Origin of the sequence: Pseudalkalibacillus hwajinpoensis (assembly GCF_015234585.1) — a bacterium.
GTDB lineage: Bacteria > Bacillota > Bacilli > Bacillales > Guptibacillaceae > Guptibacillus > Guptibacillus hwajinpoensis_B.
This window is the reverse complement of the sequence record NZ_JADFCM010000008.1, coordinates 798,821-821,788: the sequence shown is the minus strand read 5'-3', so window position 1 is coordinate 821,788 and position 22,968 is coordinate 798,821. Positions and strand designations below refer to the sequence as shown.

Genomic DNA, 22,968 nt, shown 5'->3' with positions numbered 1-22,968 from the left:
CTTGTTTTAGCAGCACTCCTTGTTATTATTGTTCCATACCTGGCATTTCTTTTGCTTGTGAAATAACTTCCTCAGGAACCTTCACTTCTTCAATTTCATTGTACTGGTCATAAGTGGAGTTCATCTCCATAATCGTGGAAATTGTTTCACCTTCCATGCTCATTTCACTGTCCATCTTCATGTCCATTTGTACAGGAAGATAGCTTTCCTTATCGATCGCGTATGTGTATTCCACATTGTTCACTTTCATTTGATCCATGGCCTCTTCCATCATTTGATTTTGTGAGCCCATTTCTTTAGCTGTTTTCTCCATCAACCCTTGAAATTTCTCACCCGAAGCTTTCAATGTCATCACGTAAGTATCATCTTCTTCTGATAAAGTGAATTCATCGACATATTCTTTGAGCATTTCCATTTGTTCAGCTGGATCAGCTTGATTTTCCTGAAGAGAAAGTAGTGTATCTGTCATTTCATCAGGGAATTTCATCCATTGCTCACCCTGCTTCATAAAGAAACCTTCTTCAGTAAAGTATGATTCCATTTGCATCGTTTCACCATTTGCTGTCATATCAATCATTTGATGAAAAGCAATAGGATCCATCACCATATCAGCGTCAATCACGCTATTGACATCCATCTCTTCTTCACCTGAACCAATACTTTGCGTCATATCCGCTTTCATATGGAAATTCTCAATCTCTTCTTGAGCCGCAATTGATTTCTCGAATACTTCCTCAGCGTCAATACCCTTATCAACGCTTACTTCGCCTCCGGATTCTGTTGTACCACTACATGCTGCAAGAATAAGCATCAGTGCACTAAGAATCGTGATCATTCTTAACTTCATCTCACCACTCCTCCATAGTATTCATTCTACTAATAATACGAATGAGCGAGAGTGAGGTTTCATAAAAAAATAAAACTGGCACATTCCGCCAGTTTAACTAATCGATTTTGTATAGCGATCTGCAACACTGCTCGCCCCATATGAGTCAGGCTTGATTCTAGCAATATAGCCAACAGAAGTTACCCATCCTACAACTTCCTGTATGACTTTACGCGTTTCTCCTTGCTTTCCAACATCGAGATGAATCTCAATCGGCCAGGTTTCTAATAGCGTTGAAAATCCTTCATCCTTTAACGATTCCATGAGCTCAAGACTCATTTGGGTTTCTTTATAAATGCGATGCCTGAGCTCATGAATCGGCTTGTGTTTTACTTTTCGATAGAAAATGCGTGCTCCTTTGCCGACACGATGGATAATGAGGGCTGTCACAAACTGTGTCGCTTTCCGGCTTGTCTGCGAATCTGTTCCAATCACAATGCGATATGTTCCTTTAGGATCTTCTTTCGTATAGCTTTCAATAAGTTGTGTAAGCTGTTCAACCGATACTTTTCCAGCTGTTGGACTAATAAAATCCATGAAGGTTCCCTTCTTTCATTAGGATAGTAGTTAGTACTATGTTTATTCATAAGCTGAAAAATATGTACGAAGAGAACAGAAATCACTAACTATTGTATAGGCTATGGTCTTCGATTTGACCGTTCTCCTGATGAATAATTAATTCAGATGGACGATTCTCATCACATAACGACCTTCCATACTGATACGCTTCTGCTTTTGTTTCAAATGTTTTGGTTGCTTGTTCTGCCCCCTCTTTCTTGATCTCCCATGAACCGGTTTTTCCGCTCTGTACATGATAAATGGTTTTCATCCTTTATTCCTCCTTGCTATCTCTCATTCCTTCCTATGATGTAGGATAAACCTTCCTATGTTCTAGAAAACTGAAGAACCTTCGCTGGTTTTTTGTCATGTAGCTTAGTAATTGTTTTATAACCTTCTTTTTCTTTCTGATAAAATGTGTTACTTGAAATCGGTCTTTTAGTAGACCATTGAATTGAAGCAGGATTTTGCCACGTATCATGCGTAATTAATTCCTGTTTATAATAGTAACTATTCCCACTTATATAACGCTCGCAAATGTAGCGCACTGTATGTTTAGAATGCATTCGATCACGTTTCCTTTCTTTTCAGTATAGATGGACATGTTGGACCCCATCGCATTAGAAAATAATGCGATAAACGAACAGAACCTCTCCAGACAAAAACAACCGCAGCTAAGCTGCGGTCTTCTTATTATTTCCCATCTTTTAGAAGAATAACATTTAATGGAGGATCTCCATCCAATAAACCAATAGCAATAGCTGTGTAGTTTACACCTGCTTCAACAGGTAGATTAGGAAGATCAAGAACAGCCTTATCAGATCCTGCAGCACGAACTTCTAAGTTATATGTTCCCGGGTCAACCATTTGATAATCAGAGTTTTGGGTAAAAGCGAGATTCTTAATAAGAGCATCTCCATCCTTCACGCCAATATCAACAGCTGGAGCGTTCGGTGAAGCATGTACAGCTCTCAATCCCGATTTTTCTCCTGAACCTTTTTGATCTTCTAATACTTTAAGGGCAAGGTTCTCAAGCTTACCGATCGCAAGTACGGAATAGGTTTTTCCTGATTCCACTGTTAGTTTTTGTTCAAGGGCCGGTTTACCTTCCCCGTTAGCAGAAGAGGCAAAAATTTGAATCGTCTTCTCACCAGGTGCTAAAGCAGCATAATCTGTCACATCTTTAAACGAAACCTTTTCAAAAGCAGGTTGACCATCTACATAAATATCGACAGACGGTGCATCTGGTGAAGCATGAATAACACGCACATTGGCTTCACTTTTCTCCGCTGCAAAACCCTCAGGGGAAAGCACGACAAAAAGCGCTAGCATGAATAGTAAATTCAACATCCATTTCATTATAAAAACTCCCTTCTATTCATTTGTTAACCTGCCTATTTTTTACTGAAAGATATAAATTATTCATTTGCTGATCCAATGTCATTTGACTTATTAAAAAATTCTTACAGGTGATTTTTGTTACTGAATCATAGTTTAGATGAAGAAGTATTTTTTAGATATTAGAGCTTTAAGGGTAGCTATTAACACGACGCAGGGGAAGTATGCGGTAAACAGACTATAGCTAGAAGCTTCGAACATACGCGATTGTTCCGCATACAGTAATAAGTGAAATCCATTAATAAGGATGTGAAAAAATGCCGGCAATCGTTGGAGCTATTAAAGTCAATTCCATTGGAAGCAGCGGTGTTTTCCACGTCGGCGATGTATTTATTGTGTCTCCCACAAGTGCAATACGCACCTTTGCGGGCGGCGGTTCGTTTAATACAGGCGATGGCTTAAACGTCAATAGTAATTACAGCGTCACTACCGTTAACGATAGTGATATTGCTGACCAAAATGTTGTTGCGAATATTTAGCAGGGCATTCACCTAATTTTGCTGTCGAACATATGATAGTGTAAAGTCTTCTATCCATCGGACTATAAAGGCATTGAATGAGACCCGGTTGGATTACCTAAGATTTGGGGAGTGACCATTTATAGGTGGAATAAACATTTTGATACGGGAGTTGATTGTCAATGTATCCAACCGATAATTTCTATGCGATCTTGCAACGGATGCAACAAAACATTGAACAACAAAACAATCGAATCAAAATGCTTGAAGATATGGTGGATGATTTAAGAAATAGCTGCCATGAGTTATCGAAAGCTCCTAAAACCAACATTGAGAAAATCGAATATAAATTTGACCAATTAAAAATTGAAAGGCTTGATGGAACGTTAAATATTGGCTTAACTCCAAATGGAGGAGCTGATGTTCTGGATGACTTTACAGTAAACGGGGGAAATGGAATGAATCCGAGTAACATACCTCCGGAAGCCATACAATCCATTCAGCAAAACATTCACTCCTATATGAAAAATGGGGCCATTCAACATCTAGGGGAGTTAGAGAAAAAATATCAGTATCCTCTTGATGATCCTTACCGTCACTTCATCTTAAATGATATTCAAAAGCAGCTAGATCAGCGTATCAACTATTATGTTAATCAACAATCCAATCGATCGCCTGAGTCAAGCACAGAGCAACTAGTTGAAGAAGTAACAAACAAATTAAAGCGAGACATTACAAATGGAATGGAAGCTTTTCTAAAAAACTTACCTGGAAGGACTAATTCCAAATGAAGTATACCGTCATAAACCGAGGACTTTCAGTAGGGCATATTAATATTACAGCTGTAGCAAGCTCTTCTGTATTTCTTGTGGGCGACACAGAATCAATCGTCTGCTCATCTATTTTCGACACACCACCGGAATCGTTAATTATCTCAGCTCCATTTGTTCCATTAGCGTCATCATAAGGGGAATTTCCTATGAATAGTCGATCCTCCCTCGTCAATTGGATCCTTGTTTCGTCAGTCGATAGTTCCGCAGTTGTGCAAATTGGTGACAGCAATCAAGTGACTCCCGAGACAAAAATTTATGCTTTACAGCGTGAACTTCCGATTTTTAATGGGAATGAAGTAGAAGATTTAACAGAATATCCGATGTTTTCCCAACCACTACCTCTCCCCCTTCTAACTGAGAAAATCGAGCAATGCACGATTCACGAAAACCCCATTATTAAAGTTGGGAGCATTCGCGTCATCGGGATCGCTGCTTCCTCCGTTTTACAAGTTGGATCTACGAGACAGATTAAGACGGAGGCAAGGGTAAAACACAATCGCGAATATTTGTCTAATCCTTACGATGATGAAGAATAAATTGAACGGATCCTTTATTGATCACATACTATACTTTATAACAACTCAAAGGGTGTTCAATAATGCCTTCAATCGTAGGACCAGTTAAGATAAATAGCGCGGGTGGAGTAGTGAACTTCGGGGATAGTTTTAACACAACACCAAAATCAACTTCCAAAACATACGCTGGTTCAGGTGCATTTAATACAGGCGATTTTCATGTCGTAAACAACGGATTTAGTTTAACGAATTCACTAGACCCGGATGTTGCGGATGAAAACATTACCGCAAACAATTAGGGAGCTGAAGATTCGTGAATTTCTTTGTGAACCAAAACATCGTTATTCATCAGCTTAGAGTCGAAGGAATTTCGAATTCCTCAGTCCTTCAAATTGGGAGCGCTGGTATTATTAAACCACTTTCAAATCTTTATAATACGGGTGGATACACTGAACCTGCTCCTGAACTTTCTACAGCACAAACTTCTGAATTAACACCATTTGTGCCTCTTGCTCCTCCAACATAAAAAAACCGCCGACGGCGGTTTTTTTTCAGTCGAACGTGATAACAACTCTTCCATTAATATCGCCATTTTCTAGACTTTCAAAAACTTCGTTAATCTCTTCTAATGGGCGAGTCTCAATAATTGTTTTCACCTTGCCTTCAGCTGCAAATTGCAAAGCTTCCATTAAATCTTTACGCGTGCCCACGATTGATCCAATGACCTTAATACCATTTAATACAGTATCGAAAATCGGTATCGGCATTTCTTCAGGTGGTAATCCTACGGCTACTACAGAGCCTCCTCGTCTAACTGCTGCATAAGCTTCACTAAAAGCAGGCTTCGAAACAGCTGTACAAACAGAAGCGTGCGCTCCACCAACCTCTCTTTGGATAAATTCAGAAGAATTCTCTTCAACTGGATTAACAGTAAGATCTGCACCAAGTTCTTTTGCAAGTGTTAATTTTTCACTGTGCGTATCAACCGCTATGACGTGAAGCCCCATTGCTTTCGCATATTGAACGGCGACATGCCCTAACCCTCCGATTCCATAAATGGCCACCCACTCACCAGGCTTAGCCTCAGTTACTTTTAAAGCTTTGTAAGTGGTGACGCCTGCGCAGAAAATAGGAGCTACTTCTTCAAAACTAAGACGATCTGGAATTTTCACAGCATAATCTGCATCGGCTTTACAATATTGAGCATATCCACCATCAACAGAATAGCCCGCATTCTGCTGTTCCTTACAAAGTGTTTCACGTCCCGTTAGGCAGTATTCACAGTGACCACACGCGGAATAGAGCCATGGGACACCCACTCGATCTCCTATCTTCAAGTGTGTGACGCCTTCCCCTACTTCCTCAATAATTCCAGCTCCTTCGTGACCTGGTATCAGCGGAAGTTTTGGTTTAACGGGCCAATCACCATGTGCAGCATGTAAATCGGTATGACATACACCACATGCTTTGATGCGTACTAATATTTCTCCATGTCCAATAACAGGCTTATCTACTTCCTTTACTGAAAGTGGCTCTTTAAAGGCATGTACAATTGCTGCTTTCATAATGAAAACCTCCATTTGATGAATTTTCATTTCCTTCTTCATCATAATGGAGGTTCATTCTATAAACTGTTAAATTGGTCACAATTTCAAATATTTTCAGTATTACCTACTTTTCTGTGGTCTCTTTTTCCTTGGATTGATTGGCATTAGCTGATGTAGTTTCTTCCTCTTCAGAAGTTTGACTTCCACCTTGATCAGAAGAGTCTGATGAGTCACCAGTGTTTTCTTCTGAATCACTTACCTCGCTATTTTCACTATCATTTGCAGAGTTTTCATTTGTTTCTTCACTCGTGCCCTCATCATTTCCATCAGCGGGAGGGTCATTATTTGAACCCTCTTGATTCCCCCCCTCTTCTGCGTCACCCGTATTACTTGGGTTTCCTTCATTACTGCCATCATTATTGGTATTCTCTTCATTACCAGAGTTAGCATTAGCATCATCTTCGCCGTCTTCTGAACTGTCACTTCCAGCATTAGAAGAGTCGTCTGTCACAGGCTCTTCCTTCTCTTCAGACTGATCAGAAGGTTCTTCTTGTGCTTCTGAATTTTCCGGTTCTTGAGGCTCTTTTGGCTCTTTTGGCTCTTTCTTTTCTTCCGGCTTAGCCTTTGGTTCCTCTTTTACGGACTCATTCTTCTGCTGTTTCTCTACTTTATCCTCTGACTTCTTTTTATCATTAGGATTATTGGAATCCTTCTTTGTAGATTCTGTAGATGTATCGTTTTTCTCATCTTGTTCATTTGATGAAGTTTTCTTTTTCGGTTTTGGAAGTGGTGCTTTTTTCGGCTCTTCTCCTTTAAAATAAAGCTCTTTTATTATATCAGACGAAGGCGTTGCCTTATTTGCACGTAATCCTGTTGTCTTATCAATTTCAATCTCTTCAACTGAATCCGGCTTTTTAAACGAGTTTGTTTCTTTATCCTTCGATACTTCACTCATGATGTGACGGAAAAGCAATTTCGCAATATCATCGTCTTCTTTATGAATGAAGGAATTCTGAGTCGTTTTATCATATCCAGTCCAAATGGAAGCAGTATAGTTCGTCGTATATCCAGAAAACCAGGCGTCTGATACACCATCACCGTTAATACCATCATCAAGACTTGTCGTGCCTGTCTTACCAGCTACGTCCAACCCTTTAACCTTCGCCTGCATGCCAGTTCCTTCTTCAACGACTGTTCGGAGCATGTCTGTAATCATGTAGGCAGTTCCTTCGCTCATCGCTTTTTCAGATTTAGAGGATAGCTGTTGCTCCTTACCATTCGGGTAAACTACTTTTTCAACACTATAAGGCTCATGGAAAGTTCCGCCTGAACCAAATGCAGCATATGCGCCTGATAGTTGTAGAGGAGAAATTCCTCCAGCAAAACCACCGATAGCGTAGGCAGGATACGTTTCATCAATTGAGATACCTAGTTTTTTCGCAAATGCCTGAGCTTCTTCTCCCCCTACTTCCATAAATGCTTTAATAGCAGGAATATTATAAGACCACTGAAGTGCTTCTCGTATCGAAACACTGCCCTGAAACTCGTCGTTCCAGTTACTAAATTCTTTTCCGTTTAACTCAAGCTCTTCATCAATAAACTGTTGATTAGTTGACCATTTCAGCTTTTCAATTCCAGGAGCGTAATCAAGAATTGGTTTGATCGTTGAGCCTGGTGAACGTTCTAATTGAGTAGCATAATTAAATCCTTTTTGAACATCATTTTCGCCCGTTTGACGATTTCCGCCAATAGCCTTAATCGCACCGGACTGAGTTTCAATGAGGGAAACCCCTGTTCTAAACTGCTCATCTGGGTATTCAACAACTTTATTTGTAGTAAGTGCTTCATCTACAATCTGCTGCGCATTCTGATCGAGCGTCGTATAAATTTCTAATCCTCCTGAATAAAGTGCGTTTTCAGGAATGCCGGCTTTCTCAAGATCATCAATAACCTGATCGATAAAAGCATCGTTGGTTGTAGACTGACTTTGCTGTTCCACAATTGACTCTTGCACAGGAACAGAAGCTGCTTCTTTACGTTCTTGTTCAGAGATAAATCCATGCTGCTCCATTAAACTTAGGACAGTTGCTCTTCTATCACTTGCGATGTCTGGATGTTTGTATGGATCGTATCCTGATGGACGCTGAGGCAAACCTGCTAATAATGCCGCTTCCTCTGTTGATAACTCTTCTAGTGATTTATCGAAGTAGGTGTTAGCAGCTGTTGCGATTCCATACGCCCCTTGTCCAAAATAGATTTTATTTAAATACATCTCAAGAATCTCTTCTTTGGAATACTGTTTTTCTAATTCCATCGCAAGGTAAGCTTCCTGAACTTTGCGTTTCACTGTCTTATCAGGCTCTAGAAGCATGTTCTTAACAACTTGTTGCGTAATCGTACTCGCACCTTCTGCTCCAAACCCATCTTGAATATTGGCCACGACAGCTCCGCCGATTCTTTTTAAATCCACTCCATTATGTTCCCAGTATCTTACATCCTCAACTGCAATGAAGGCATTTACAACATGTTCAGGGATTTCATCAAATGAAACGATATTTCGATGCTCTTCTCCTACAATGTCTGTGATTTTATTTCCTTTTGCATCATATAACGTAGATGATTGCGGTAAACTTAGTTTATTTTCTTCAAGCTTTGGTGCTTCATTAATATAAGCGTAAGTTTGATAACCCCCAAACGTTAATACAAAAACCATCAAGAAAGCACCTATTAAAAGGACATTCCTAGCAAAACGTTTCCCTTTTTTTCGACCTTCTTGCTTACCTGTATGTTGTTCTTCATTGATATTTTTCCCCATTATGATCCCCCTTAGCGTCAAACTCCATAGAGAGGTGTTACCCAAATGTTTCATATTAAAAACATTTATTAAGAGATTGAAACAATTTGTTAACAGAATTCATATAGTAATAACGTCTAGAAAGGAGTGAGTGGATTGTCAGTAAAACTGCTTGAGTGGGGCTCCCAATTCCGAAATCACATTTTAGAAGGTAACCTCCATGAACGAGTAAACTCTTCTCTACTTATTCAAACTGAGGAATGGTTAGCGGCGGTTCAGGAAAATGTCGATGTGAATGGGTCAAATGAAGAAGACCTATATAAGATGGCCAATTCGTTATACAAGCAGTGGCGTAACTTACAAGATTCATCCGTTCCTATAGGAGGACATACCTTACCTTCTCTGCCATACAAATACAATGCACTCGAGCCTTACATTAGTGAAAGAATCATGAGGCTGCATCATGACATTCACCACCAAAGCTATGTAGATGGGTTAAACAAAGCAGAACTTGAATTACAGAAAGCAAGACAACAGGATAACTATGCTCTCATTAAACATTGGGAACGTGAATTAGCTTTCAATGGAGCTGGGCATTATCTTCATACTTTATTTTGGAAAATCATGAGCCCAGATGGTGGGAAGCCAGAGGGAGAAATTTTACCTGAGATTCAAAAGAGCTTTGGATCATACAACCAATTCAAGCAACAATTCACAAATGCTGCGGCTAAAGTAGAGGGATCAGGTTGGGCCATTCTTGTCTGGTCACCTGTATCAAGAAGACTTGAAATTCTTCAAGCTGAAAAACACCAAAACTTAAGCCAGTGGGATGTCATACCTCTTCTAGCTCTTGATGTTTGGGAACACGCTTATTATTTACAATATGAAAACAACCGAAAGAACTACATCGAAAACTGGTGGAACGTAGTTAATTGGAAAGAAGTTAACAAACGATTTCGTAAAGCTCAAAATGTAAAGTGGAAACCTTTCTAAAAAAGAAAAAACAACACTATAAGCTAAAATAAAGAAAAAAAGCAAAGGGTTCTCCCTTTGCTTTTAAACCTATTCTCTATATGGTCCATATGGCGGTCGTCCGCCAGGATAACCCGGAGGGCCATATCCTGGTGGGCCATACCCTGGAGCTCCGTATCCCGGCTGTCCATAACCTGGAGGACAATACCCAGGTCCAGGACAGGGATATCCTGGTCGTGGACGAGGATATCCACCATATATCCCTGGTATTAATAATACTCCTAATAATCCTCCTGCAAGACCTCCCGCAAGCCCACCTGCAAAACCTCCAATAAACGGATACGGCCGCTGGTAGTCATACTGTCTCAGTCCATAATAATTCCTTGTGTCAGGATAAGCACTATAAAAATCCCCCTGAATGGGGAGATAATGGTTCATGTGTCTCCTCCCTTTCCTGTTGGCCATCATGATAGTTGCCTACATTATAAGGTATGAGGAGTTTCTCAATCGGGAAGGGACATTAGCGGAGAAATGATAATTCTTACTACCTATGCTCTCGGCCAGTATACGCTTACCCATACAACAAAAACGCCAGAAGCAAATAAATACAGCTCTGGAGTCTGCGATATATAAACAAAATAGTCAAGAAGACTATGACCAATAATAATCAGATTGAGCTCCAGAATTAACGTAACACCACCTGCAACCGACAGACCAAACCCGATTAGAAAAGTGAAGAATCGAATAATCATTGTCTATAGGCATTTCTTCTCTGATTCATATTGGCCTGTCCCTCCTCCTTCATTTACTAACCATCGTATTTCATACTTGGGGAAATTATGCTGTCCGAGACATTTTACTTTTGTTTTTTTTGTATACATGCTAAAACAAAAAGGCAACATAATTTTTAATGAGAAGGAGGAATTAGCATGATTGAAAAGGTCGAACAGGCCGTGCAACAAAATTGGGTCCCTTCTTTTAAGTTTGAAAAGAATGAGTCGACCCCATTCACACCATTCACTAAAGACCTTAGCAAAGCGAAAGGCGCCATTATTGCTACTGGTGGTGTATATGTAAAAGGGCAACAACCTTTTAATGATAACTTTGGTTTGGGTGATCCTTCTTACAGAGAAATTCCCGTAAATACAGATCTCAATAATGTATCATTTGCTCACGAGCACTATGATCACTCAAAAGTGATACAGGATGCCAACATCCAATTCCCTCTTGATACAATGAAAGAACTTCAAGAAGAAGGAAGAATTGGAGAACTCGCTGAAAATCACTATGGCTTTATGGGATATATCCCTACACCTCACCCACTCAAAACGGTTACAGCACAAGAGGTGGCTCAGAAATTATTGAAGGAAAACGTAGACTTCGCTTTGTTGGTGCCTTCCTGACCAGTCTGCCAACAGTCGGTCGGTCTGATCGCACGCATATTAGAAGAAAACGGAATCCCAACAGTTTCCTTGACAATGTCTAAAGAAATAAGCGAATACGTTAACATTCCACGCTCCCTCTACAACCGTTTTCCAATGGGCAGCGCACTAGGACAACCAAACAACAGAGAACAGCACAAACAAGTTCTCAACAAAGCCCTCGACCTCCTAGTCGAAGCCAAAGAAGGCGGAATAGTAGAAGAATCAGGAATTAAGTATAAATAACGAAAAGCGGAAGCCTCCGATTAGACCCGGCAGGCACTGGAACCTTTTCATTTGAACACGGTCTTTGTGTTCGGATGAAAAGGTGAAGTGACCGAGGGTCTGGAGGCTGCAGCTAGACACGAAAAGCGGAAGCGCCCGTTTAGCCTCGACAAGCGCTGGAGCCCTCTAAAAAGAACACGCTCTTTGTGTTCATTATAGTGGGTGAAGCGATCGAGAGGCTGGGCGCTGCAGCTAGACACGAAAAGCGGAAGTGGCCGGTTAGGGTCGAAAAGCGCTGGAGCCCTACAAAAAGAACACGGTCTTTGTGTTCATTTTGTAGGGTGAAGCGATCGAGACCCTGGCCACTGCAGCTAGACACCGAAAAGCGGAGACGAGCGGTTAGAAACGGAGATATTGGAGCTCTTGAACTAGAACACGCCCTTTGTGTTCTGGTGAAAGAGCGAAATATCGCAGTTTCTGCGAGTCGCAGCTAGACATGAAAAGCGGAGCGGGCCCGCCTAAATCCGCAGGATGTTGGAGCCCTTTTGAATGAGACGCTTTTTGTCTCAATCGAAAGGGCGAAACAGCCGGAGGATTTGGCCCGCGCAGCTAGACATGAAAAGCGGAAGCGACCGTTTAGCCTCGACAAGCGCTGGAGCCCTCTAAAAAGAACACGCTCTTTGTGTTCATTTTAGAGGGTGAAGCGATCGAGAGGCTGGGCGCTGCAGCTAGACACCGAAAAGCGGAAGCCTCCGTTTAGACCCGGCAGGCACTGCAGCATGATCTAAAAAACCGATTTCGCGGAATTAATCCTATTTCCGCGGATATATTGGGATTATCGCGGAATTGTGATCACTTTTCGCGGAAATAAATGCCCTTCACTCTCATGCTCCCGATGTCTAGTAGTTTTTCTGACCCACTTCCACTATTTAAACGAATTCCACACAAAAACCGGCTGAAATTCAGCCGGTTTTTTCTCTTATTTCGTTGAAGTAAACTGCTCTTCCTCCGTGGAACCTTTTAAAGCAGTCGTAGAAGAAGTCCCACCTGTAATAACCTGAGACACAGCGTCAAAGTAACCCGTTCCAACTTCACGCTGGTGTCTTGTCGCAGAGTAACCATCTGCCTCACTAGCAAATTCAGCTTGCTGAAGTCTTGAGTAGGCAGCCATTCCGTTATCTTTGTAGTCTCTTGCAAGTTCAAACATACTGTGGTTAAGAGCATGGAAACCAGCAAGCGTAACAAATTGGAACTTATAGCCCATCTTACCTAATTCACGCTGGAATTTAGCGATCGTTTCATCATCGAGTTTCTTTTTCCAGTTAAATGAAGGCGAACAGTTGTAAGCTAGTAATTTTCCAGGAAAACGTTCATGAATAGCATTAGCGAATTTCTGAGCTTCCTCTAAATTTGGTTCAGACGTTTCACACCAGATAAGATCAGCGTATGGTGCATAAGCAAGGCCTCTTGCAATCGCCTGTTCAAGACCTGGTTTCGTATAGAAAAAGCCTTCAGGAGTGCGTTCCCCTGTTAAAAACTCACCATCGTATTTATCAACATCACTCGTAATTAAATTCGCAGCGTTAGCGTCTGTTCGCGCAATAATTAACGTTGGCACTCCCATAACGTCTGCTGCGAGGCGTGCTGAAATTAAATTTTTAATAGCTTGCTGTGTTGGCAGAAGAACTTTTCCTCCAAGATGCCCGCACTTTTTCTCTGATGAGAGTTGATCTTCAAAGTGTACTGCTGCTGCACCTGATTCAATCATTGATTTCATAAGTTCGAACACATTGAGCGCTCCACCAAAACCTGCTTCTGCATCAGCAACAATTGGAACGAACCAATCACGTTCATGAATTCCTTCCGAATGTTCAATTTGATCCGCCCTTTGAAGAGCTTGATTAATTCGCTTCACGACTTGTGGAACACTATTTACAGGGTATAAGCTTTGGTCTGGATACATCTGCCCCGACATATTCGCATCTGCGGCTACTTGCCATCCGCTTAAGTAAATGGCTTTTAAGCCAGCTTTCACCTGTTGAACAGCCTGGTTACCAGTAAGGGCACCTAGCGCATTGACGAAGTTCTCTTCATTCACAAGTTTCCAGAGTCGTTCAGCACCTCTTTTCGCAAGAGTATACTCGATTTGAACGGATCCTTGTAATTTCAAAACTTCTTCAGGTGAATATGGGCGTTCAATTCCTTTAAAACGGTCCTGGTTCCAGTTTTCTTGAAGTGTTTCTCCTGTTTGCTTTGTCATCATTATTTCCCCCTGGATATGTTGGTATTTGGTCATGCTTCTTTCTTAGATCACTTTCGAATGATTCAAGCTATCAAATGCCGAGTACTCATGCCTCATTTTCCAAATCTGATTCGGTTCAGGCATATAGTGATTCCAAATCGCCTTCATCATTGGAATCAGATTAGTATCTGTGAAGCACTTTCCATCAAATCCTTCAATTACTTCCCGTGTCCCCCGTTCAAACATTTCCCCATTCACAATTTTCTCATCATCGCGATCATTATTTCTCATGATCTTATCTTCCACAATGACATGTGTCTTTCGCTTATGTCCTACGCTAATCACAAACCGCGTTAAATCGTTTATACTTTCAACACCTTCAGATTCAAAATGGAGACCAGCGCAATGATCACGTAATTCATAAAGTATTTCCTCACTCTGGTTCATATTGTTTTGATCAATTGTGACAGTGGCCTTGATCGTTCCTTGAAAGAGATTCATTTCCTTTTCTGTAAAAGAAAAAATGTTATTCCAATAGCTAGCTTCTCGATAAGAAGAAACGCCTTTCAAACAAACATATGGAGCAGAACCAAGCTTCAATAATTCAGTCGTATTATGGAAAACATAAAGTCCAAAATCAATAAGGTTATCTGGGATTTCTATACCACTATAGTTATCTTCATTCTTTCTATTGTTTACTGCGATCATGAAGGCTGTAGGATATACATTCTCTTTAACTCGTTCTTGCTGAATAAGTTCTTTTAGATTTTGTGCTGCTCGCATACGCTGATCAAAAGACATTGCTTCATCCGAAAAGTCTGCAATAAGTAAATTTGCCCCTGCATTAATTGTTGAAGAACCATTTTCAATGTCGATAACGGATTGTTTCACGATGACTCTTCGATCTTGTAGATCTTTCCGAACTGGTTTAACTTCCCAATTCGCTTCACGGATTGATTTCGTTTCGGGTAAGAGAATTTTTTGTTCAAAGAAGTCTTCTCTGTTTAATTCTTCTTGTATCAGCTGCTGTATTGACTGTGAATGACGTTGAAGATTTTCTAGAAACACCATCGCTTCAAGAGTTAGTAAATGGCTTTTTTGATCGTAAGCGCTTTCTAAAGTTTCATCCAGCACAACATCCCCTCCTATTCAAGTCTGCCGCTACTGTTGCAGCGATGACATCCAACACATCCTTCACCTTCACAGTGGTGACACCCTTCATTTTTTCTTTCTTTTCCATGACAATGCGGACATTCCAATTCACCATTTCCATAGCACGTATAACAATCCATTTTTGCTTCCCTCCATCTGTTATAATACAATTTGTTTTATTTGTTAGTATTATATAACAACTTTTTAAAAAGGTTCAACCTTTTTTTAGGAAAATTAAAAAACCTGTGAATTGCACAAATCACAGGTTATACATTCTATATTTTTTTGTAATAATTTATAAAAAACAAAAAAACACGTGCTTTTTGCACGTGTTTTAAGCTGTACTCATACAGTTTATTTTTTCCACAGTTCTTTCATACCCTGAGCACGTTTAATCCCACTAATTGTTCCTAAATGAAGATTTTCATGATTCATCAAAAACAGAATAAGTTCTCCTACTGTTTCAAGAGTAAGGTAGGAACCAATAGAAAAGTCACTTTGAAGGGACTCGCTCAGTTTTCCTTCTAACTCACTTATTCTTTTATTCTGCTCTATTAAATAATGCTTTATCTCAGTAAGTGATGGCGGCTCTTCCGTCCAATCACCAGGTCGTGTACCAGCTTTAAATAATGCGGAATAGTTTAGTGGAAGACTCTTCTCCATCTCTGTAAAACGATTTAGAACAAATTCTGCAGTGACAAGTACATGGCCTAAATTCCATCGCACTGTGTTCGTAAATCCCTCAGGAAGAACATCTGCTTGCTCCTCTGTAACAGCATCAAGCGCTTGGAGTGTTCGATATCGCCAAAAAGTAAATTGTTTTAGTAATTGAGCATCTTTCATTCAAACTCCACCTTTCATTATTAATAATCATTCGTGCCAGAAAACTAAATTTCCTATGAATCTATCATTATTGAGACAAAATTTTTACATCTTCTTCATTTCTCGCATCTCGTGCATAGTCAATTGCAGTATACCCCTCTTCGTCTTGCAAAGCGGGGTTTGCCCCAGCTTCAAGGAGCAGATTATACATTTCGTTCCGATTATTAGGTTCCATATAAGCAGCATAAATAAGAGGCGTCCAGCCATCAATGTCCGCCATGTTTGGATCAGCACCTGCCTTTAATAGACGATTCACTTTAGAAACATAGCCATTTTGAACCGAAATCATTAAGGCACTTGTCCCATATAAATCAACGGCATTTGGATTCATTTCACGATCAAGGAGCGCTTGAAACATCTTATCATTTTCTGAATGCTCAGCTGCATAATGTAAAGCATTCCAGCCATCTGAGTCAGTTGCTTCAAGATCAGCCTTATCTATAAGAGACTGAAAGGCGAGATCATCTTCATTAATTATGGCTTCCATAAGAGGTGTCACGCCAGTAGCCTCGTCAAATAACGCAAGCTCATCGTCGAATGCTGATGAGATCGAAGGAATAACAACTTCTGCTATCATAACGGCTGTACCTATTCCACCGATAAAGAGCATAAGCGTAATTAGTGAAAGGATTACTAATTTCTTACGAGGAGCAGGAAATGGAGTCTTTTCCCTCAGTTCCATAAACGACTCTACAGCAGCAATTCTTTTCGGTAAAGGGGGATGAGTTGAAAGCCATTCGCTTAACCAAACAAAAAAACTCTTCTCAGATTGAAGCTGTGTTATATAAGCGTCTTTGTTCACACTCTGGTATAGCCGTTTTCCAACGGCAAGAATGATCAATCCATTTGCTGCCTTCTCACCGCTATTTATGTAGTAAGCTCCCATTCGGTCACACGTATATTCACACGCTCTAGAATAGGCAGATCCCAGAAACGGAATCACATTTCCAGGTAGAAGCAGAAGTTGTTTTAAAATGTGATTTCGTTTAATATGTGCGAGCTCATGAGCAATAATAAACGTAACTTCTTCTTCAGCATTTTCTTCAATCAGCTCAAAAATATCAGAATAAAGAATGACCATGTTCCTACCTAGTAACCTTGTTGCAAATGCATTCAGCATGCCTGCCGACTCAATGACATAGACGTCTGGAACGTTTTCAATCTCCATTCGTTTACATAAATCACGTACTCTCTGATCGATATGTGAATACTGGTATTCCGTTATTTTAACGCCATTACTACGAATGTTTCCTATAAACAAGCCGTGACTAAAAAAAGATATAAACCATAAAACTCCAATAATCGCCATTCCAATTACTGAGAAAAACAGAACTACATAAGTAAGTATGCTAAAGACAAGGAGAACAATAAATAGAGATGTTTCTGAAGTGGTTGTTAACTGCTTCGAGTCATTCATTCGTACTTCACATATTTCCTTTCACATTGGATTATGTTCAGTATACTGAATTTTCCATTCTACTGTATATGGTTTTTCAACTCTTAATAAAGATATAACAAAAAAACACTCATATTGAGTGTTTTTCGGCTAATCTAACATCGTAACAATTCGATTGATCGATGAACGAAGGGAGTCGATATTAACGAATCGCGCTTCTCTAATGCTTTCTTTTCCTTCCACATATAACAAAAGCACGGGAATGGTGAAAACAGAAAAGGCACCTGCTGCTTCTGGAATTTCATGAACGTTTAACTTCTCTCGTATGATTTGTGGAAAATCCTCTAATACTTCCTCAACTTGAGGCAAAAGAGCATGGCATACAGAGCAATTTGTTCCATACAAATACAAAAAGTACAAGCGATTCTGTTCAATTCCATTTCTTGCTTCTTCAAGTGTCGTCTGATTCAGTTGATTCACCTTCTTTAATACTTCATAAATTAAGAAATTTGCATTCTTCTATTCTTCCCTTTTACAAACATAAAAATGCCATAAGCGATAAATCCAATGGCAACTAGTCCAAGCAAGATAGCACCATATGGTTGTTGAGCTAATTCTGAAAGCGCTCCATCGAGCCCCTTAGTTTTATCAGGGTTAGCCGTGATCGCTGTCTGAATAAAGAATACGCCCATCATCGTGAAGACAACACCTCGTGCTGCAAGTCCGATTTGTCCAGCACGTTTGCCCCACCATTCTTCTTGATCGTGCATTTCATACTGCTTAAGCTGTTTCATAAAGGATTTCTTGTAACCACGAATAACCTGATAAATACCAAAACCAATTAAGCATAACCCAAGAAATCCAATGATCCATTGACCAAAAGGCTGTCCTAATAGTTTAGCAGACATTGATTGTTTACTGCCAGAAGATGAACTTCCCGCTCTTGTAATAATAGAAACAGCATTATAGGCAAGAAATAAATGAATAATACCCGCGCCAACAAATCCAATGCGAATTAAAATGCCTTTCGTATCGTTACCATAATGATCTGGATCCTTTATTCCCTGGAGACCTTTCCATACGGAATAACCGATTAACCCAACTATGAGAACCCATAAAAGTGCTTCACCAAATGGCTTTCCTGCAATAGTAGCGAAAGCACCTTTTGAATCAGTTGTTTTACCCCCGGGGCCAAATGCTGCCTGTAGAGCTAAAATCCCGATTATTAAGTAAACAACTCCTTTGGCTGCATACCCCATTCTTGCTAATCCTCTTATCCATGGTTTAACATCATTTGATGCTTGTTTTGCTTTGTGTTTCGCCGCAGTACCAGTGTCCATTGTCAATCTCCTTCCATTCTTTCATATCATTTATCCATTCTTTCTATTCCCAGTAATGCTTACTTTCAATCTAAAAGATTATGATTCTGCTTATCCATTTATAGGAAAGTTCGATTTCGGACTCTTTTAGTCCTTACTTTACGTTTGAAGAAACATTCCCTCGAATGTATCATTATTCTAGAAATCAAGATGATGACAGAAAAAATTTACTCAATGAAAAAAGCCCTGTAAGCGAATCCAGCATTCGCTTACAGGGCTACTAATTGAGGAGATAGTCTTGTGGACACAAGCTATCGCATTTCTTTACTATACTACAGATCACATAATTTTCATATAGTTTCGAATCATTTCTTTTGCGATTCATCGCGTTAAATGATTAAGACTGATCAGCGATAATTCCTTTCCTTGCTATGACTTTTGATAATAAACCGTGTCTCGGTGAAAGGATAAATGTGATCGCAAACATCATCCCAGCAATCGATGCCATAGAACCTGAGATCGAAATATTCCAAGCGAGCGCAGCATAATAACCACCGATCGCCGCAACTACACCAACACCTGCACTGATGATTAACATAACAAGTAATTTATCTGTCAATAAATAGGCTGTAGCTCCCGGTACGATAAGCATGGCTACGACTAGAATAGCCCCTACACTATCAAAAGAAGCAACCGTCGTGATTGAAACCATTGACATGAGTAGGTAATGGATGAACATAACTGGAATACCAATAGCCGAAGCCATCGCAGGATCAAACGAACTTATCTTAATCTCTTTATAAAACGTGAAAATCAAAATAAGATTAATCACCAGCACACTTCCAAGCATCCAGACCGCGGAAGGTCCAAGGTCCATTCCACCTATCGTTAACGTATTCCACGGAATAAAGGTGATCTCTCCCATAAGAGCGTGGTTAACATCAAGGTGTACTTTACTAGCAAAAGCTGACAGAAGAATAACTCCGAATGCGAATAGAGAAGTAAACACTACACCGATAGCGGCATCAGATTGCACACCGCTTGAATGAAGCACCTGCACTAAAAAGGCGGTCAATAGACCTATAATCCCTGCACCAACGAGCATATAAATCCCTTCTAGTGAATGACTTACGAGGTATGCCAATACAATACCTAGCAAAACGGTGTGACTGATCGCATCAGCAAGCATCGCCATTTTACGTAATATTAAAAAACACCCGATGATCCCACACGATACTCCCACTAAAGAACCAGTAAGCATAATCCATGCTCCATAACTCATGAGGAATTCACCTCCTTCTTACGCTTTTTTGTGCTTTGAGAAGGTGCTTTGACATGATACTTTTCTCCTCTAGCAAAATGAACTGGATTTAACTTAAGCGCCCGTTCATGAACATCCATTAGACGTGTAAGATCTTCTACGGCTTTTGCAGGAAGGTCTTTATAATGCCACTCATCGTTTGTCTTTGATTGAAGATGAGCAAATTTCATTTCATACATAGTGTAAATCTCGAATAGTCGATTGTTCATTGTAATTTCATGCGCCTTATAAGCACCTAACTCAGTGAGGCGCCACTTACCACTCACTTGCTGGAAGACGTATCCTTCTTTTTGAAGCTGATGTAGAATCGACTCTAGTTTACGACGTGGCATTTTTCTTCTTTCTTCAAGCTGAGCTATAGTGAACGCAAAATTCGTAGTGGATAAGCTAACTTCTTCAGAAAGATCATACATCGTTTGAAAAACTGTTTCCTTAGCAACACTTTTACGAACGCGATACAATTTTAAACCTTTCGATAAAAGCCCTCGGTTTGGAGCAAAAACGAGCGAAATTAAGAAAATAACCGTTGCTGCAATGACGATGACAGGTCCTGTCGGAAGTCGATTTGCCATAGAGCTTAATATCGTGCCAAGAATTCCGGATAAAGCACCAATTGTTCCCGCTACTATAACCATCCGATCAAGTCGATCAGTCCAATACCTTGCAGATATTGCAGGAGTAATGAGCATAGCGGCCATTAAAATAACTCCCACCGCTTGTAAACCAATCACAACTGCACTGACGATTAGTGTCATCAATAATGCATTAAGAAACCCTGTAGGTAATCCAATTCCTTTTGCGAATTGGCGGTCGAATGTAAATAGCTTCAATTCTTTAAAGAGTAGCCAGGTGATCACGAGGAGCACGATTGCAATCCCCGAAATAACTCGAACGTCATTTCCTACAAGCGATGCTGCCTGACCGAATATAAAGTCATCAAGACCACTCTGGTTACCATTTTCAGATTGAGCGATTTTAGTTAATAAGACAATCCCAAATCCAAAAAACACTGAGAGTACCAATCCGATCGCCGTGTCTTCTTTAATACGCGAATGGTTAATAATAGCTTGAATAAAGTAGGTTGCAAGTAAGCCAGATATCGCTGCACCTACTAAAAACCAGCCAATCGATTTTGTTCCATACAGTAGAAAAGCAATGCAAATCCCAGGAAGTGCTGCATGAGCCATAGCATCACCAATTAAGCTTTGTTTCCTAAGAAGGGCAAAACTGCCGAGAACACCACTTGCCACTCCGAGAAGAATTGTACCCAATAGCACCCACTGTGTATTTGCATCCTGTAGCGTTAGGAGGAGCTCATTTAACATTATTCTCCCTCCTTAAGGTTGAACTACAAATGGTGTGCTGACCTCAGAATCAAGAAATGATAGTCTTCCACCATATGTTTTTTGTAAGTTTTCAATCGTAAATACTTCATCTGTAGGACCGAGAGCAATTTTTCTTTTATTTAACAAAAGAGTCCAATCAAAATACTCCTTCACTGTCTGCAAATCATGGTGAACAACAAGGACGGTCTTTCCCTGTGCTTTCAGCTCATTTAAAAGTGAGATAATCGCTTTTTCAGTAGCTGCATCAACGCCAACAAATGGTTCATCCATGAAATAAACTGTCGCATCCTGGGCAAGGGCTCTTGCAAGAAACACTCTTTGTTGTTGGCCACCTGATAGCTGACTGATCTGCCGATTTGCATACTCTTTCATGCCCACTTTATCAAGCGCCTGCATAGCAATAGCAGTATCCTTCTTACCAGGCCGTTTAAACCAGCCGATATGCCCGTATCTTCCCATCAATACGACATCAAGGGCATTCGTAGGGAAATCCCAATCCACTGACCCTCGCTGTGGTACATAACCAACTAGTTTTCGCTGAGTACGATATGATTTTCCGTAAATTTCTACAGATCCCGAGGCTATTGGAATTAACCCTAAAATAGCTTTGATTAACGTTGATTTACCAGCACCATTGGGACCAACAACGCCTATTAGCTTTCCTTCTGGCATTTCAACCGTTACTTCCTGAAGTACAGGCTTACGGTCATAGGCAACCGTTAAATTTGATACATGAATTGGATTCATATCCCTACCTCCTTCTTATCCTATTTCAACGCTTCCACAATCGTTTCAATGTTATGTTGATACATGCCTATATACGTCCCCTCAGGTGAACCCTTCTCACCCATCGCATCCGAGAACAATTCGCCACCTATTTCAACCTCATGACCTTTTTTTCTTGCTCCTTCAACGACTGCATTAATCGAACGTTCTGAGATACTGCTTTCAATAAATACAGCCTTAATATTTTGATCTGCTAATACATTCACAAGATTTTGAACATCCCTAAGTCCATATTCTGAATCTGTACTTAATCCTTGTAGCCCCTTCACTTCCATGCCATATGCCTGACCGAAGTATTGAAATGCATCGTGGGCCGTAACAAGAACACGACTCTCTTCTGGGATTTCATTCAATTTTGATTGTGCTTCTTCTTGTAGCTTAGTTAGCTCTTCTAAATATTCCTCTGCATTTTTCTCGTAATCTTCTTTGTGATCGGGATCATATTCAATTAATCCGTCGCGAACTTCTAGCACAGCATATTTCCATAAATCAATATCAAACCACACATGAGGATCAACGGCTTTTGAATTTCCCTGAGTGATTAATAGCTTCTCTTCAGGAATAGCTTCTGCAACAGGATAGGTTGGTTTTTCTCCCTTCATCTTCGCAAATATCTCACCCATTTTCCCTTCTAGATGAAGACCATTATAGAAAATGACATCTGCATTCGATAGCTTATTAATGTCTCCTTGCGAGGCTTTATATAAGTGAGGATCAATACCAGGACCCATTAAGGAATCGACTTGCACATGGTTCTTACCAATGTTTTCTGCAATGTCTCCAATTTGCCCGATGGTTGTCGTCACATTAATTTTTCCTTCACTATCTTTGTTTGTCTCAGTACTGCTGCACCCCGACATCACGATCAAAAATAGTCCTACTCCGAAAACATATCCTAACCACTTTTTCACATTTAC

General features: G+C 40.2%; 28 protein-coding genes. 8 read left to right on the top strand and 20 right to left on the bottom strand.

Annotation, left to right across the window (positions count from 1 at the left end; translation table 11 throughout):
• Window positions 1–25 precede the first annotated feature (25 nt).
• From IQ283_RS15985 to IQ283_RS15965, 5 genes are all read right to left on the bottom strand, one after another.
• Complete coding sequence (locus IQ283_RS15985) at window positions 26–847, bottom strand: DUF6612 family protein (protein WP_194221107.1); 822 nt, start codon at window positions 845–847, stop codon at window positions 26–28.
• A gap of 93 nt (window positions 848–940) precedes the next feature.
• A complete protein-coding gene (locus IQ283_RS15980; RefSeq protein ID WP_194221106.1) occupies window positions 941–1,423 on the bottom strand; it encodes a ribonuclease H-like YkuK family protein in 483 nt (160 codons plus the stop codon).
• 85 nt (window positions 1,424–1,508) lie between these two features.
• The gene (locus IQ283_RS15975; RefSeq protein ID WP_194221105.1) at window positions 1,509–1,715 is read right to left on the bottom strand and encodes a DUF2188 domain-containing protein; all 207 of its coding nucleotides are present in this window, start codon (window positions 1,713–1,715) and stop codon (window positions 1,509–1,511) included.
• Between the two features lie 55 nt (window positions 1,716–1,770).
• The gene (locus IQ283_RS15970) at window positions 1,771–2,010 is read right to left on the bottom strand and encodes a hypothetical protein (RefSeq protein WP_194221104.1); all 240 of its coding nucleotides are present in this window, start codon (window positions 2,008–2,010) and stop codon (window positions 1,771–1,773) included.
• A gap of 127 nt (window positions 2,011–2,137) precedes the next feature.
• Complete coding sequence (locus tag IQ283_RS15965; RefSeq protein ID WP_194221103.1) at window positions 2,138–2,803, bottom strand: DUF4397 domain-containing protein; 666 nt, start codon at window positions 2,801–2,803, stop codon at window positions 2,138–2,140.
• A gap of 296 nt (window positions 2,804–3,099) precedes the next feature.
• Between IQ283_RS15965 and IQ283_RS15960 the strand changes: the two genes are divergently transcribed.
• The 6 genes from IQ283_RS15960 (at window position 3,100) to IQ283_RS15935 (ending at window position 5,174) form a co-directional block, all read left to right on the top strand.
• Complete coding sequence (locus IQ283_RS15960; RefSeq protein ID WP_194221102.1) at window positions 3,100–3,321, top strand: spore germination protein; 222 nt, start codon at window positions 3,100–3,102, stop codon at window positions 3,319–3,321.
• Between the two features lie 161 nt (window positions 3,322–3,482).
• Window positions 3,483–4,091, top strand: a complete 609-nt coding sequence (gene gerPC, locus IQ283_RS15955; protein ID WP_194221101.1) for a spore germination protein GerPC — start codon at window positions 3,483–3,485, stop codon at window positions 4,089–4,091.
• Window positions 4,088–4,267: a spore gernimation protein GerPD gene (locus tag IQ283_RS15950; RefSeq protein ID WP_194221100.1), complete on the top strand. Its 180-nt coding sequence runs from the start codon at window positions 4,088–4,090 to the stop codon at window positions 4,265–4,267. Before gerPC ends, IQ283_RS15950 begins: the two co-directional genes overlap by 4 nt.
• A gap of 12 nt (window positions 4,268–4,279) precedes the next feature.
• Window positions 4,280–4,669 carry a spore germination protein GerPE gene (locus tag IQ283_RS15945; protein ID WP_194221099.1) on the top strand — a complete coding sequence of 130 codons (390 nt, stop codon included), beginning with the start codon at window positions 4,280–4,282 and terminating at the stop codon, window positions 4,667–4,669.
• Window positions 4,670–4,731: 62 nt separating this feature from the next.
• A complete protein-coding gene (locus IQ283_RS15940; RefSeq protein ID WP_194221098.1) occupies window positions 4,732–4,947 on the top strand; it encodes a spore germination protein in 216 nt (71 codons plus the stop codon).
• Window positions 4,948–4,961: 14 nt separating this feature from the next.
• On the top strand, window positions 4,962–5,174 hold the full coding sequence (locus tag IQ283_RS15935) for a spore germination protein GerPB (protein WP_194221097.1): 213 nt from the start codon (window positions 4,962–4,964) through the stop codon (window positions 5,172–5,174).
• A gap of 25 nt (window positions 5,175–5,199) precedes the next feature.
• On the opposite strand, the gene adhP is transcribed toward IQ283_RS15935, so the two are convergent.
• Entirely contained in the window at window positions 5,200–6,213 is a 1,014-nt protein-coding gene (gene adhP / locus IQ283_RS15930; RefSeq protein WP_194221096.1) for an alcohol dehydrogenase AdhP, read from the bottom strand.
• 106 nt (window positions 6,214–6,319) lie between these two features.
• Complete coding sequence (locus tag IQ283_RS15925; RefSeq protein ID WP_194221095.1) at window positions 6,320–9,010, bottom strand: PBP1A family penicillin-binding protein; 2,691 nt, start codon at window positions 9,008–9,010, stop codon at window positions 6,320–6,322.
• Window positions 9,011–9,190: 180 nt separating this feature from the next.
• Here IQ283_RS15925 and IQ283_RS15920 point away from each other — a divergent pair, with 180 nt between their 5' ends.
• Entirely contained in the window at window positions 9,191–9,982 is a 792-nt protein-coding gene (locus tag IQ283_RS15920; RefSeq protein WP_408962619.1) for a superoxide dismutase, read from the top strand.
• Window positions 9,983–10,051: 69 nt separating this feature from the next.
• Here the strand turns inward: IQ283_RS15920 and IQ283_RS15915 are convergent, their stop codons facing one another.
• Together IQ283_RS15915 and IQ283_RS15910 are read right to left on the bottom strand one after the other, a co-directional pair.
• Complete coding sequence (locus IQ283_RS15915) at window positions 10,052–10,399, bottom strand: hypothetical protein (RefSeq protein ID WP_194221094.1); 348 nt, start codon at window positions 10,397–10,399, stop codon at window positions 10,052–10,054.
• A 110-nt stretch (window positions 10,400–10,509) separates the two neighbouring features.
• A complete protein-coding gene (locus tag IQ283_RS15910; protein WP_194221093.1) occupies window positions 10,510–10,713 on the bottom strand; it encodes a hypothetical protein in 204 nt (67 codons plus the stop codon).
• A 177-nt stretch (window positions 10,714–10,890) separates the two neighbouring features.
• Between IQ283_RS15910 and IQ283_RS15905 the strand changes: the two genes are divergently transcribed.
• Window positions 10,891–11,364 (top strand): glycine/sarcosine/betaine reductase selenoprotein B family protein, encoded by a 474-nt coding sequence (locus IQ283_RS15905; protein ID WP_194221092.1) that lies wholly within the window; start codon window positions 10,891–10,893, stop codon window positions 11,362–11,364.
• Between the two features lie 1,222 nt (window positions 11,365–12,586).
• Here IQ283_RS15905 and aceA read toward each other — a convergent pair.
• From aceA to IQ283_RS15845, 11 genes are all read right to left on the bottom strand, one after another.
• The gene (gene aceA / locus IQ283_RS15895) at window positions 12,587–13,867 is read right to left on the bottom strand and encodes an isocitrate lyase (RefSeq protein WP_194221090.1); all 1,281 of its coding nucleotides are present in this window, start codon (window positions 13,865–13,867) and stop codon (window positions 12,587–12,589) included.
• A 45-nt stretch (window positions 13,868–13,912) separates the two neighbouring features.
• Window positions 13,913–14,983: a hypothetical protein gene (locus IQ283_RS15890; RefSeq protein ID WP_194221089.1), complete on the bottom strand. Its 1,071-nt coding sequence runs from the start codon at window positions 14,981–14,983 to the stop codon at window positions 13,913–13,915.
• Window positions 14,973–15,116, bottom strand: a complete 144-nt coding sequence (locus IQ283_RS15885) for a hypothetical protein (RefSeq protein WP_194221088.1) — start codon at window positions 15,114–15,116, stop codon at window positions 14,973–14,975. Before IQ283_RS15885 ends, IQ283_RS15890 begins: the two co-directional genes overlap by 11 nt.
• Before the next feature lie 239 nt (window positions 15,117–15,355).
• Window positions 15,356–15,844, bottom strand: a complete 489-nt coding sequence (locus tag IQ283_RS15880) for a DinB family protein (protein WP_194221087.1) — start codon at window positions 15,842–15,844, stop codon at window positions 15,356–15,358.
• Window positions 15,845–15,911: 67 nt separating this feature from the next.
• Window positions 15,912–17,300, bottom strand: coding sequence for a M48 family metallopeptidase (locus IQ283_RS15875; RefSeq protein ID WP_194221086.1), 1,389 nt, complete (start codon window positions 17,298–17,300; stop codon window positions 15,912–15,914).
• A 129-nt stretch (window positions 17,301–17,429) separates the two neighbouring features.
• On the bottom strand, window positions 17,430–17,759 hold the full coding sequence (locus tag IQ283_RS15870; RefSeq protein ID WP_242057366.1) for a thioredoxin family protein: 330 nt from the start codon (window positions 17,757–17,759) through the stop codon (window positions 17,430–17,432).
• 20 nt (window positions 17,760–17,779) lie between these two features.
• Window positions 17,780–18,619 carry a DUF1206 domain-containing protein gene (locus IQ283_RS15865; RefSeq protein WP_194221085.1) on the bottom strand — a complete coding sequence of 280 codons (840 nt, stop codon included), beginning with the start codon at window positions 18,617–18,619 and terminating at the stop codon, window positions 17,780–17,782.
• A 376-nt stretch (window positions 18,620–18,995) separates the two neighbouring features.
• Window positions 18,996–19,880, bottom strand: coding sequence for a metal ABC transporter permease (locus IQ283_RS15860; protein ID WP_194221084.1), 885 nt, complete (start codon window positions 19,878–19,880; stop codon window positions 18,996–18,998).
• A complete protein-coding gene (locus tag IQ283_RS15855; protein ID WP_194221083.1) occupies window positions 19,877–21,244 on the bottom strand; it encodes a metal ABC transporter permease in 1,368 nt (455 codons plus the stop codon). The genes IQ283_RS15860 and IQ283_RS15855 overlap by 4 nt, the downstream gene beginning before the upstream one ends.
• A gap of 12 nt (window positions 21,245–21,256) precedes the next feature.
• Entirely contained in the window at window positions 21,257–22,012 is a 756-nt protein-coding gene (locus IQ283_RS15850; protein ID WP_194221082.1) for a metal ABC transporter ATP-binding protein, read from the bottom strand.
• A 20-nt stretch (window positions 22,013–22,032) separates the two neighbouring features.
• Entirely contained in the window at window positions 22,033–22,962 is a 930-nt protein-coding gene (locus tag IQ283_RS15845) for a metal ABC transporter solute-binding protein, Zn/Mn family (protein WP_408962605.1), read from the bottom strand.
• Window positions 22,963–22,968 lie beyond the last annotated feature (6 nt).